This window comes from Streptomyces maremycinicus (assembly GCF_001184025.1).
Taxonomy (GTDB): Bacteria; Actinomycetota; Actinomycetes; order Streptomycetales; family Streptomycetaceae; genus Streptomyces; species Streptomyces maremycinicus.
Map to the genome: position 1 here is coordinate 503,084 of NZ_BBYG01000012.1, position 12,484 is coordinate 515,567.

At 70.3% G+C, this 12,484-nt stretch carries 11 protein-coding genes; 1 reads left to right on the forward strand and 10 read right to left on the reverse strand.

The window, feature by feature from the left end; all coding sequences use genetic code 11:
* The first annotated feature begins 35 nt into the window (after nucleotides 1-35).
* The gene (locus AOQ37_RS15355) at nucleotides 36-608 is read left to right on the forward strand and encodes a hypothetical protein (protein WP_062645035.1); all 573 of its coding nucleotides are present in this window, start codon (nucleotides 36-38) and stop codon (nucleotides 606-608) included.
* A gap of 22 nt (nucleotides 609-630) precedes the next feature.
* Here AOQ37_RS15355 and AOQ37_RS15360 read toward each other — a convergent pair whose 3' ends face one another.
* The 10 genes from AOQ37_RS15360 to AOQ37_RS15405 all read right to left on the reverse strand — a co-directional run bounded on the left by AOQ37_RS15360 (nucleotide 631) and on the right by AOQ37_RS15405 (nucleotide 12,452).
* Nucleotides 631-888, reverse strand: a complete 258-nt coding sequence (locus tag AOQ37_RS15360) for a hypothetical protein (RefSeq protein WP_062645036.1) — start codon at nucleotides 886-888, stop codon at nucleotides 631-633.
* A gap of 44 nt (nucleotides 889-932) precedes the next feature.
* The gene (locus AOQ37_RS15365; protein ID WP_062645037.1) at nucleotides 933-2,432 is read right to left on the reverse strand and encodes a WhiB family transcriptional regulator; all 1,500 of its coding nucleotides are present in this window, start codon (nucleotides 2,430-2,432) and stop codon (nucleotides 933-935) included.
* A gap of 133 nt (nucleotides 2,433-2,565) precedes the next feature.
* Entirely contained in the window at nucleotides 2,566-3,327 is a 762-nt protein-coding gene (locus tag AOQ37_RS15370; protein ID WP_234436910.1) for a DUF2339 domain-containing protein, read from the reverse strand.
* 7 nt (nucleotides 3,328-3,334) lie between these two features.
* On the reverse strand, nucleotides 3,335-4,579 hold the full coding sequence (locus tag AOQ37_RS15375; RefSeq protein WP_062645038.1) for a hypothetical protein: 1,245 nt from the start codon (nucleotides 4,577-4,579) through the stop codon (nucleotides 3,335-3,337).
* A complete protein-coding gene (locus AOQ37_RS15380) occupies nucleotides 4,576-5,184 on the reverse strand; it encodes a hypothetical protein (protein WP_062645039.1) in 609 nt (202 codons plus the stop codon). The genes AOQ37_RS15375 and AOQ37_RS15380 overlap by 4 nt, the downstream gene beginning before the upstream one ends.
* Nucleotides 5,185-5,221: 37 nt before the next feature.
* On the reverse strand, nucleotides 5,222-5,851 hold the full coding sequence (locus AOQ37_RS15385; protein WP_062645040.1) for a hypothetical protein: 630 nt from the start codon (nucleotides 5,849-5,851) through the stop codon (nucleotides 5,222-5,224).
* A 39-nt stretch (nucleotides 5,852-5,890) separates the two neighbouring features.
* Entirely contained in the window at nucleotides 5,891-8,092 is a 2,202-nt protein-coding gene (locus AOQ37_RS40440; RefSeq protein WP_062645041.1) for a hypothetical protein, read from the reverse strand.
* A 19-nt stretch (nucleotides 8,093-8,111) separates the two neighbouring features.
* Nucleotides 8,112-8,732, reverse strand: coding sequence for a hypothetical protein (locus AOQ37_RS15395; RefSeq protein WP_062645042.1), 621 nt, complete (start codon nucleotides 8,730-8,732; stop codon nucleotides 8,112-8,114).
* A 13-nt stretch (nucleotides 8,733-8,745) separates the two neighbouring features.
* Nucleotides 8,746-9,459 carry a hypothetical protein gene (locus AOQ37_RS15400; protein ID WP_234436911.1) on the reverse strand — a complete coding sequence of 238 codons (714 nt, stop codon included), beginning with the start codon at nucleotides 9,457-9,459 and terminating at the stop codon, nucleotides 8,746-8,748.
* Nucleotides 9,456-12,452: an ATP-binding protein gene (locus AOQ37_RS15405; RefSeq protein ID WP_062645043.1), complete on the reverse strand. Its 2,997-nt coding sequence runs from the start codon at nucleotides 12,450-12,452 to the stop codon at nucleotides 9,456-9,458. Before AOQ37_RS15405 ends, AOQ37_RS15400 begins: the two co-directional genes overlap by 4 nt.
* Between the last annotated feature and the right edge of the window lie 32 nt (nucleotides 12,453-12,484).

A 12,484-nucleotide genomic window follows, 5' to 3' on the forward strand; every position in this document is an offset into this window, starting at 1 on the left:
TATGCACACCGCACAACAGACTTTAGGATCATCCCATGTTGAGAGCCCGTTCCTCACTGGAAGCCCACCTGTACATGGACCTGCACCCATGCGAGTGCGGGAGCTCCGACTTCGTCCGACGGCACCGCCTGGAGCAGCGCGGTGGCGACATCGTCGCCGTGTACGAGGGACCGTGTGCTCAGTGCGGCCGCAACCGGAACTTCGCCTTCCTGATGGCCGAGCAGATCCCGCCGCCCCCGCCGGCCTTCGGCGGCCCCGAGCCGTCCGAGATCATCGACCCCGGTGAGTTCGCGGCGATCGCGGCCGATGCCGCCGGCCGCGCCGGACTCGAGCTGCTCAACTCACCCGAATCCGAGCACCACCGGCAGCGCGGCGCGGTGGCGTACGCCGTGGCCGCCCTCGAGGAGATCCAGAAGTTCATCCCCGCGGGCCAGGACGCGGTTCCCGCCTCGGCCTTCACCTCCGAGGCGGGCAGGGCCCGCTACGAGAAGGACCCGGGGAAGTTCCGCCGCGACATCCTGGACATCGAACTCCGCCTCACCCGTCAGATCCTCGCCGACATCGACGCCGTCAGCCCTCCGCCGGGGGAGAGCGGCTCCCGGGCCTGAAGGCGGGCCCGGTGGCGAGGGTTCAGCCCAGTTGTTCCGTTGTGCCGTCCGGGTGGATCAGGAGGCGGATCGCGCCGCCGTAGCGGTTGTCGGTGATGGTGGCCGGGGTGGGGGTGCCGAGCTGTTGGGCGCGTTGCTGGAGGATCGCCAGGACGACGTCCTGGATGTCGCCGTAGGGCGGGGCGGTGACCGGGACGCCGTCGATCAGGCCGGCGTTGGGGGAGAAGACGTGCACCTGGGCGTCCGCCGTAGCGGGGGGTGGCGGCGTCGGTTCGGTCATCGGGGGTCTTGGTTCCTTCCGGCTCGGTCCGGATCAGTTCCGGCTCAGGCGCTCTTCGCCTCGTCCTGTTCGGGGACGACGGCCACGGTGATGTCCGGGGTGACGTCGACGGTGCGAGCGTACGTGCCCCGCGCGAGTCGTCGAAGGCGGCCCGACTTGACGAGCGCGGAGAGCACGTTGCTGATCGTCTTGGAGGGGTCGCCGTACACGCCGGGCGGCAGTGCGCGCAGGACGTCACGGGCGGAGAAGGGCCCGGGGAAGGTCGACACGGCCGTCTCCACGGCCGCCCGGATGCTGGGGGCGCCGGAGGGGACGAGGGTGGCGGCCTGGCCCGTGCCGGCCGCGGTCTTCCCGGTCGGGGCGGGGTGGGGGAGGCACGTGCGGATGCCTTGCAGCGCGGTGCGGATCGCTTCCGGATCGATCCGTTCGCCGTCCGGGGCCCCGGTCGCGGCCAGCATGGTCGCGACCTTCTCTATGTTGGCGAGGGACGAGGCCAGTTCGCGCAGCAGCGGTTCCAGGAAGTCGCGGCGCAGGGCCGCCACCGGGTCGGTGGTGGCGAGTTCGACGGAGACCGAGCCGGTGAGGGCGCGGAGCGGGCCGGCGCTGTCCGGGGCGGCGTCGGCGGAGTCGTTGGAGCCCGGCCCGCCTTGCGGAGCCAGTGCCTCCACTGCCTTGCGCGCGGCGCGGACGGTGTCCGGCGTCTCCGGCGCGATCCCACCGCCGGGCACGCTCGCCAGCATCGCGACCAGCTGCTCCAGGCTGTCGAGGGTGGGCAGGGCGGAGCGGATCAGCGGGGCCAGCAGAGCCTGTCGTACGGCCTGGGCGGGATCCTCGTACGAGAAGGCGATCCGCTGCCCGGACTCGGCCGCTGCCATGTCCTCGCTCCTGCTTTCCGGGTCGGCGTGCGGGTGGGAGTGTCCCGGCCCGCTGTGTGCGGGCTGTGTGGTGGTGTGCTGCTGCAACTGCCGCGGAATGGCGGGCAGTTCGCTGCGCTGCCTGGCCAGTTGGTCCTGGCGGGCGTCGAACGCGTCGAGGATTCGCTCCACGGTGGGCAGGCCGCGCTCGGCGTCGTGCCGGGCGGCCGTACCGGTGCTGAGGGAGCGCAGCCGGAGCAGACGGCGGGACGTTTCGCCGGAGCTGTAGCCGGGACCCGCGCCGGGGCCGTCCACCGTGTGGGTGGGCAGGTCGCCGTTCGCGTCGCCGACGCCGAGGGCGCGGCGGATCCAGCGACGGTCGTCGAGCGTGGTCGCGGCCGCGTACCCGTAGGGCTCGGCGTGGGCGACCGCGTCCTGGAGGCATTCCGCCCACAACGGGCAGGAAGCGCACAGGTCACGGGCGGTGCGGAGCAGTACGAGGTGCTGATGGCGCTGTGCGGGCGAGGTGTACGGAATGTCCGTGGGTGCCTCCAGCAGCGGGTGCTGGAAGACGTCCGGTCGGCGCTGGCAGGGCAGAGCGGCGTCGGGCGTGTGGACCCCCGTCCCCGCCCCCGCTCCCCGTACCGGCCCGCGCGCGGGACGCGTGGGCAGCGCCGTATGGCTGGCCATAGGCATGTGTGTTGTCCCCCGTGGTGATACGTGATCGGGGGGGAGCCTAAGGCGTTCCGTCAACCCCGTGCAACGCATCTGCAAAGCGTGTGCCGACTTGGCACAGTGACGAGACGAAACGTTCACACGGGCCTCAACTGTCCGTCGGATCACTGGCTTTGCGCTTCCGCAGGCGGGCAAGTGCCTGGCCGGCCCGGCCCGTAACCGCTTTCGCGCTGCTTCCGCGCACTGCCAGTACGCCGAGCACGCCGAGGAAACCGAGCGGTACACCTGCTTCCGGAAGGAACATCCCGACGACGGACGCGATGACGAGGATCACATCCGCGAGCACCACGGTGACGCCTCGTCGGCCCGGGTGGTTCTTCACCATCCAGGCGCCGAGGAGGGCCATTCCGGCGAGGGCCCAGTAGCCGAAGGCGGCGGTGCCGGTGACGGTGGCGCTCGCGTCCTCGCTGGTGCGGGCCGCGTCGCCGACCGCGGAGAAGTATCCGGTGAAGGCGATGGCGAGGATGCTCACCCCGAGCGCCAGGAGCAGCTGGGTGCGGCGGCGGAGGAACCAGAGCACGAGGCCGAGGAACAGCACGGTGACCACGGCGACGAAGCTGGAGCCGCTCTGCGAGGCGAGGGTGATCACCGTGTAGAGCGCGGCCACGCCGAAGACGATGCGAGGGAGGAGGCGGACGGCCCAGGCGTCGTCCTTGTCCTGGTGGAGGAAACGGCGGAGGAGGGGAAGGGCCGGGGCGGAAGTGGTGCTGGGCGCGGGGCTGGTGGGCTCCGGGGCGGTGGTCTCGTCCGGCCGGTCGGCTGCGGTCTGCTGGGCAGTGCGCGTGGTGCGGGCGGGGCCTGGTGGACGAGAGGTGCGCGGGGTGCGGGCGTTGCCCGGCGTGCGGCTCATGGGCCGGTCACACTCCCATTCCGGTGTCGTTCGACTGCTCAGGACCCGGCGGTGCCATCGGGGGAGCCGCAGGGGTGTCGGTCCCCTTCGGGACGACGACCGACTTCGCCTGCGCGGTGACGCCGGGCAGGAAGTTGTGGGCCTGGACGGCGGCTGCTTCCGTCGTCGGGAGGGTGAGCGAGTCGAGGGGCGCCGGTCCCGTCCTGGCGTTGACCTTGACGCCGGGCAGGTACTGCCCGTGGGTGCTGACGGCGACGGGCGGTGGTCCCGTCGGTTCGGAACCGCGGAGTCCGGCCGCCCACTGCTGGTCCTCCACGCTGGGCAGCGTGACCTCGTGGTCCGGTCGCAGGACCTTGATCTCCTCGATGAGCTTCTCCACGTCGGCCGCGCGAGCGGGACCGTCCATGGTCGCCACCCGGGCGCACACCTCCAGCACGGCGGCGCGCTGCGCCTCGGGGGTGGGGAGCGCTGCCAACTGCTTCAGGTCGAGGTGCCCCGCCTTGGTCAGCGGCGTGTACTTCGCGTCGTTCTCGTCGTACGAGAAGGTGTGGACCTGGGCGCGAACGGCTTGGGAGGCCAGCAGCTCCTGGGTCTCCGGCGCAAGGTCGGTGTACTTGCGCGTCGGCGCCGGATACATGAAGTTGATGATGTCGAGTTTGCCGTCCTGGCGGAGCTGACGAGACTCCGTCTGGTAGGCGACCGTTCCGGGGTTGAGCTCGGCCATGAAGAAGAGGGCTTCGTTCTCCGTCTTCGCGGCGTACTTCTCGGAGAGGGTGCCCCAGGCGTCGTAGGCCAGGGCCAGGCCCGCCTTCTCGTCCAGGCCCAGCGCGTCCTGCATCTCCGTGTCCCACAGATGCAGCCGGCCCAGCGCCTCACCGCCGGGCGTGCCCTCCAGGTACCGCAGGGTGTCCGGCACGATCGAGTTCTGTGCCTCGGTGTACGCAGCCGCCATGTGCATGCTGTACAGCTCTTCCCCGGGCTCCCTATTGATCTGCGGATGGTCCTCCAGTTGGTAGGACCAGAAGGTCGACCTGGTGTCGGGGGAGGGCAGGTCCATGTCCTGGGCAGCTGCGATCTCCCTCAGCCGCTGGTGGAGCTGCTTCCTGTACTCCGTGTCCTGGAGGTGGTCGATGCCCGCGCGCAGCCCTCTCGCGATCCGCTTGGCCTCGGCCTCGGTCAGGCCGGGCTCGACGGTCCGCTGCCGGTCACGGGCGTTGTCGAGGACTCTGTCCGGGATGTGTGCCTGGATCACTCGGCCTCCGGCGGGTAGCAGGTCACTTTGATCGACGCGCGCCGGAGCGCACCCGGCGCTCGGGCGGATCCCGGCTTGACGGCGAGAACGGTGAGGTGGCCCTCCGGCCCTTCCTCCCGCCAGATCGCCATGCGGTAGGGGTCCATGTCCTCCAGCCGCAGGTCGCTGGGCATCAGCCAGTGCCGGTCGTGCGGCGGTTCAGGGAAGGCCGGGTCGTCCCAGGCGCCCGCATAGGAAGGATCGCCGAGCACAGCGCGGGCAGCCTCCACATAGGCGGCCCACGTCTCAGCGGCCTGGGTGAGGACCTCGTCGTTCTCGGACGCGCTGTCCGCGGACATGTGCCAACTCGTCCAGCTGAGCTGTTTGACCGGAGCCCAACCGGCGGAGCGCACAGGGAAGAGGGCGAGGTCCTGGCCCGTACCACTGCGCACGGTCAGCACCCGCTCCGCCGACGTCGGCTTCCAGCCGAACAGAGCGCACCAGTCGTCCAGTGCCTGACCGGGGTTGGGCGGGCCCGCCCAGACCGCCGGCCAGTCCACCTGCTCCAGCCCCCTGAGCTCCTCTGCCAGCTGCTCGGGGCTGCGTTCGATGCTGAGGGTCGTCATCGCTTGTCACCTTCCTCGCGTTCCGCACGGCTCCGGTTCATCCGCGCCGCGCCTGCCGACGGGACTCCGCGTGGTCGGGGTCATGGCAGACGAGTTCGATCCTCGCATTGGCCGGAACCGGACCACGTCGTGCCGTTGCTCCGAGCGTCGCCCTGAGCTCGAAGACCGGTGCCTGCGCTACCCGGAACCGCCACACCGCTACGCGGTGCGGGTCCTGGTATTGCGCACGCCACCCGGCATCGGGCCAAGGTCCCCGGCCCGGCAGTTCAGGGAAGTCCGGGGTGTCCCAGGTGCCGTGCCAGGTCGGGTTGCCCAGCAGGCCGCGCAGGGCGGTCAGGCAGGCGGTCCAGCGGGTCTCCGCCAGGTCGGTGACGAGGGCGTTCTCGTCCGTGTCCCGGGCCCGGGCCGACCACACCGTGTGGTCGATCCGGGTCACCGGGCCGCCCGGCGCGGCGGAGGCCAGGTACAGGCGGCCGCCCAGGGCCGTACGGACGCGCAGTCCCGCCTCGGCCCACAGCGGACGCCAGTCGAACCCCGCGCACCACCTCGCCCGCTTCTCCGCGTCCTCCGGGACCCCCGCCCACACCGTGGGCCAGTCCACGCCGATGAGCCGCTCCAGTTCCGCGACCAGTTGGTCGGGGCTGCGGTCGGCGGTCAGGGCGGGCATCGGGTGGCTCCTTGGTGGGGGTGGGGCGGCGGGGAGGGGCTAGACGCGGCCGCTGGGGCCGCGGGGGTCCCTCCGGGGCGGCGTGGGTGCCGGGGCGGCGGGTGCCACCGGCGGGTCTGCGGGCCGGGGGCGTGGCGCGGGCACCTGCGGTGCGGGGGCGGCGGGAGCAGGAGCGGGCGCGGGTGCCGGACGGGACTCGGTCGGCGTCGTCGACTGCGAAGCCGGCGCGCTGCTGGAGCCGCTGACCCGGCGGCCACGAGTGCGGGGCGCCTCCGGAGCCGGTGAATCCTGGCCTCCCTGCTCGCCGAACTCCCGGTCGTAGTTCTTCTGGGCGACCTGCGAACTCTGGTAGGCCGTCTGCCGCTGCTCGCGCTTGGACTGACCGAGCCAGCCCTTCTCCTGCATCTTGGCGCGCCCCTTGCCCTTGAAGGCGAGCTTGTCCACCGCCCAGGCGGTTCCGCGTGCCGTGCTGCCGGTCGCCCGGACCGTGCCCTTGGCCGTGGTGCTCGCGACACGGCCTGTGGTGCGGGCGGTAGAGCCCGCGGCGGACGCGGCTAGCCCGGGTGCCATTGCGGTCACCTTGCCGGCCATGTCCCCGACGCCGAGAGCGTCGTCCGCGCCCTGGACCTGCGGGCTGAACTTCCCGGACAGCAGGTTCTTGAGCAGCATGATCACGGCGATCGTGACGAGCAGCAGCATCAGCAGCTGCATACCCAGCGGGATCTGGAGCGGCAGGATCAGCTGGTAGAAGAGCAGCAGGATCGTGAGGATCACGCCGAACCCGGCGCGCAGGACGAAGCTGTGCACGAAGGTCTGCCACCAGCCCCGCAGCAGCTTCTGCTGGGTCGGGTGGATCGAGATGATCGCGACCAGGGGCAGCAGGATCACCATGATGAGCGTGACCGCGTGCCACAGCAGGGTCAGAGCGCTGAGCACGATCACCATCAGGCCGACGATCAGCGACGCGACCAGGGCGTAGACGCCGATGCTGATGCGGTTGGCGGGCTTGTCGCCCGACCACTGCTCGTAGATGCGCGCATTCTCGTTCTTGGCTATGTAGTGGCGCAGCTCGCCGTACTGGTTCTCCTTCGCCTTGATGATGTCGCCCTTTTCGTTCTCCTCGATTTCGACCGGCGAAGGGTGCTGGTAGTACTCGATGTTCGTCACCGACTGGATGATCACCTGCTTGACTCGCAGGTCGGTGCAGCGCTTTTCCGACCCGAAGTCGCACTTCTGGGCGCCCTTGTACTCCATGCGAGCCTTGCCCGGGTCGCCGAACTGGCCGATGGCCCAGGGGCGGAACGCCAGGGTGTCGTACATGGCACAGCTGGAGATGCGCATGCCGCGCTGGGGTGCGTTGTCAGGCAGGTCGCAGGGCGGGTCGACACCATCGATCGCACCGTCCAGCACGGCCTCGGTCAGGGCGGCGTTTCCCTGCGCGATTCCTGAGTCGGCCGTTTCGACCACGGCCACGTAGTTCCCGTTGACGAGGAACGCCGATACGGCGATCACCACGAACGCGGCCCAGCCGACGCCCGACCAGACCTCACGCATATCGCCCTTGCGCCACTTGCCGAACACCCAGAGGCCGGTGAGCAGGATCATGGTGGGCACGGCGAGCTTGAAGACACCGTTGTTCAGGCGGTCGACGACGCTGTCGTCACCGGAGACCGTGCCGTCGTAGAGGGCGGCCAGCGGGCTCGGGTTGGAGGAGATCTCCTTGATGCTGATCGCGGCCCGGCTCATGATCTTGCTCAGGTCGAAGATGGCCTGGGCGATGCTGTTGTAGATCTCGTTCTGGAGGCTGCACTCGTCGTCGTCGGCGGCCTGCCCGCGGTCGCCCTGCTGGGCATCGTGCTGGCTCTGCTGGGTCGAGGCCCAGTTGAGACCGCGCATGGCGCTGAGTTCGTAGAGCGTGTACTTCGACGCGGGACCGTCCATCTTCGTCGCGCCGGCGACGAGTTCGCGCTTCCCGTCCCATTGCTTCACCGAGGGGAAGATGTTCTCCGCGGCGGGGCCTGGCATGTCGGCCTTCTGGTTGATGCTCTGCTGCGCCCAGTCACAGGTGTCGAAGAGGGCTTGCGCCTGCTGTGGAGCTGAGAACGAGAGCGCGATCACCCCGAGCACCAGGAACAGCACGGCCCGCGCGGCGATGCCGGTGCTGATGAGGTTCTCGCGTAGGGAGCGCCTCGTCCGGGGCCGTGCCGGACGGCCGGAGCGCGGCCGGAAGCGGGTCAGCATGAAAAGCCCTTCGGAGGGATCAGTTGGCGAAGTAGTTCGTGAGGACGCACCCGTCCACCTCGGCAGGCTCCTGCTTGTAGCCGCTGGGGATCTGGCGTTCCGATTCGCACGACAGGACCACGAGGCCGGAGTTCTTGAGATCTCCGGTCGTCTCGGCGCCGCCCGGCGCCACCGCGAAGTCCTTGCCGATCAGGATGGACCCGTAGTTCTTGGCGCGCATGGAGGTCTGGAACTTCTTCATGTCCGACAACACCAACAGCGTGCTGGAGTCGTCGTAGTTGTCCCGGCAGACGGCACGTTCCTTGATCCCCCATGCGGGTTCGCGCGTCATGTTGTCATCGCCCCAGGCGGGATCGTGGTCTGCAAGGGAGCTGTCGTCGTACTCGGTGCCCGACATGAGATCCAGGCAGGATCCGTGCTCGTTGAGGAAGTAGGCGATGGACGCCATGTCCGAGGCCTCGGGCAGCTCCGTCCCGGCCGCTTCGCCGCTGCCGTCCTTCCCGCTGCTCGCGCTCGCGCTGGCGCCCGTCCTGCCGTCGCCGTCGCTGTTTCCGCCGCTCTTGTCGTCGTCGCCGCACGCCGTCATCGACGCCGACATGAGGAGGAGGGCGCCGATGGTGATCGCTCGCCTGAGTCGCATGGGGTTTCTCGCCTTACTCGGGGACGTAGTTGGTCAGGACGCAGCCGTCCACGAGGGCCGGCTCCTTCTCGAAGCCGCTCGGCACCGTGAGGTCCGCATCGCATGCCAGGAATCTCAGGCCGGACTGCTGGAGGCCGCGGATCGCCTCGTCGCCGACCGGAACGACCGCGAAGTCCTCGCCGACCAGGAACTCGTCGCCGTTCAACTTGGCGGCGGCCTGGAACTTCGTCATGTCGGAGACGCTGAGCAGCGCGATGGGCCCGCCCGCGCCGTCCGCGCACACGGCGCGTTCCTCGATGCCCCAGATCGGGTCCTCCGACTCGTCCGTGCCCCAGGCCTCACCGTCGTTGTCGGCGTCGTACTCGTCGCCCGTCGTCACGTCCTGGCAGGGGGTGTACTGGTTCAGGTACTCGGCGATCGAGGCCGTGTCCGACGCCTTGGGCAGGCCGTCGGCCGTGGACTGTCCGGTGGAGTCACCCGCGCCGGCGTCACCCGCACCGGCCTCGGAGCCCGTCTCCGAGCCGCCGTCCGCGCCGAAGACGGAGTCCGCCCCGGTCCTGGTCCCCGACCCGGACTCCGCGTCCGACCCGCACCCGCTCAGCGTCACGAGCAGGGCGAGGGCCGCGGCCCCGGTGGCGAGACTTCTGGACAGGCGCACGGTGGAACGGCCTCCTCGGTGGGTGTGCGGGTGGGTGTGCGGGCGGGTGGTGCCGATGCGACGCGTCATGCCGTCGCCGTCGCGGTCTCCGCCGCCGGTTTCGCCGACTGCGCCGGGTCCTCCTCCGCCTCCTGCAAGAAGGTCCAGTCCCAGACGCTCAGCGGTGGGTTGACGCCCTGGCGGGCCGGGCGGGTGGTGCCGTTGGTGTCCGTGGCGGCGAGGATCTCCTTGAAGACCAGGTCGACGGCGACCGTGCCGACACGCTTGTCCGCGTCGCGCTGGAGGCAGACACCCGTGCGGAGTTCCTGGAGGGCGGCGATGACCTTCGGGTCGTTCTCCGGGCGTCCCAGGAGGGGGGCCACCATGGACGCCTCCTGCGCCGACTTCTGCTTGAAGGCGAAGACCGTGTGGATCTGGTTGGCGCCGCCGCTGCGGGCCTCGGAGTCCTCGATCTGGACCAGGTCGATGGCCTGCTGGGTGATCAGGACGGTGACCGCCAGGTAGGAGCGGCCCTGCTTCAGCGCGCGGCGCATCAGGTCGCGGCCGGACTCGGTCGCCGTGACGACGTACGCCTCGTCGACGAAGAGGGCCTTCGGGCGCAGCCCGATCTCGCCGGTCACCGGGTTCTTCTCGTAGCCGACGTCGAGCATCTGGCTGCCCAGCTCCACGACCGCCATGAGGGCCGTCGCCGCGAGGCGCTCCGCCGGGTTCCAGCTGCGCGGGTCGGAGGCCGCGGGGGACTGGAAGCCGCGCAGGGTGATGACCGTGCGGCGCTTGCGCATGCTGGACAGGGGCTGCGGGCGCTCCGCGAAGGAGAGCCGGGCGTAGGGGAGGGTGCGCAGCTCGGTGAGGAGCATCTGGGCGAGCTTCAGGTCCTTGATGGCCTCGCGGTCGCCGGACGCCACCGCGTGGTCGTACGCGGCCACGACCTCGTCGACGACCTGCCACAACGTCGGCCGGGGGACGGCGAGTTCGGCGTCGCGGGCCGTGTAGCCCTGCTCGACCGCCTGGCGGATCGCGGAGTTGTAGCGGCCGATGACGGTCGCCATGCCCTCGATGACGGGGAGGCGCACCCGCTGGTAGTCCTCGTCGCCGAGGAAGCCGCGGAGCATCGACTCGGCGAGCAGCCGGCCGGCCGGTACGTCCCGGGCGATGACCCACGGGTCCAGCACGCCCGCCTGGCCCTTCAGGAGGTCGACGACCTCCGTCTCGGCCCAGAACTCGGGGTTCACCGGCTGGAACTTGCTGGCCGGGGTGCCGAGCAGGCCCGTCTCCGCGTCGCTCGCGAAGTCCGGGTCGTTCACCTGGGAGCCGAAGGCCAGGTAGTAGCAGAGCTGCGCGAAGTCGGTCTTCGGGTCGATGACCAGGCAGCGGACGCCGGACTCCGACTCCTCGTAGAACTTCTGGAGGGCCAGCGAGGACTTGCCACCGCCGGACGCGCCGACGATGGCCAGGCCACCGCCGTCGTTGCGGGCGGGGCCGACGTGCAGCGAGTAGTGGACCGGCATCTTGCCCGCCCAGCCGACCAGGTTGCCGACCCAGCCCAGCCGCTTGCCGGAACGGTGCTCGGGGTTGTCGCCCAACTCCGTTCCCGCGGTGGGCAGTCCGGCACCGAGCTGCTCGACCTCCTGGAGCCGGAGGTAGGGCGCGATCGGCAGCTTCGGCGCGTCGCCGGGCAGCTGTGCCTGGAGCAGCCGCCACTGCTGGCGGGTCGGGCGCAGCAGGGTGACCTTGAGGTCCTGCTTGAACTGCATCTCCAGGACGCGGCGCCGGCGTTCGAGCTCCTTCACGTCGTGCGCCGAGATCGTGAAGCGGATCTGCGCCTCCATGCCCGGCATCTTGTGCTCGTCGATGTCGTCGACGAGCTCCTGGGCACGGGTGACCTGGGTGGCCAGCTTGGTGTCGGGGCTGCGGCCGGAGTTGGCCATGTCGTTCATCTCGTCGACCAGGTTGCCGCGGATCTTGTCGGCGCGGTCCTTGAACTTCAGGTACGGGATGAGCGTGAACCGCATGTCGATCTCGACGGGGAAGTCCACGTGCTGGGCGGCGTAGCGCGCCCACGCGGTCGACTGGCGGAAGCGGGTCTCCGCGGGCCAGTTGGCGGCCACGAGGGTGGTGGTGTAGCTGGTCTGCTGCTCGCCCGTCACCTCGTCGTACTGGTTCAGCACGATGTGCGTCTTGCGGTTCTCACCGGAGAAGTCGACGACCAGGTCGAACTGGTTCGGTCCCCAGGCGCGCGAGCCGAGCACCGGCTCCGGCGGGACCGGCAGGTCGCCGTGGAGCGGCTTGCGGATCAGCCAGACGAGCTCCTCGCGGCTGAGCGGGGTGCCCTTGAGGCCCTCCAGGCTCTCGTGGACCTCGACGGCGACCTGCGTCCACTCGGCGAGGACGTGCGGGGAGAGGTACTCGTCGGCGACGCCCGTCGCGGTGGCGGCGGCCTGGTCGGCGGCGCCGCGGACACCCTGGAGCAGGCCGGGCTCGTCGTACGGCTCGTCGTCCTGGGCGACGACCCCGCTGCCGCCGTTGGTGCGCTTCAGCGATCCCAGCTTCACCAGCAGGATGTTGCGCTCGCGCTTGGCGCCGATGCGCTCCTGGTACTCGGCCTTGCGCAGGTTGTACGCCTTGTAGTTCTCGGTGGGCTCCCAGGCGACCGCGTTCAGTTCCTCCGCCCAGGTCATGGCCGTGATCGGCTGGTAGACCTTGCGGTAGTGGCACTCGACGTTGCGGTCGCCGCGGGCCAGGTTGAGCAGCCCGCGGGCGGGGCCCTCGGCCATCGCCTGGAGCTCGGCGGCGTTCAGGTACTCGTCGATGGCGTTGGGCAGGACCATGCCCGTCCACACCGAGTCGCCGTGCACGAAGATCATGTCGTCGGCGTAGCGGTAGGGGAGGCGGAGGTCCTCGCGGCGGGCGGCGGCCGACGAGCCGGACGGCTTGGAGCGCGCGGAGGAGTTCCTGCCAGCGCCCTGGCCGCCCTGGCCGTTCTTCTTGCTCGACGAGGCGGCCATGATCATGGCGACCACGAAGAAGGCGGCCGCCCCGCCCAAAAGGATCAACATGAACATGGAGGACTCATCCTGCGGTAGGCGACATCGGG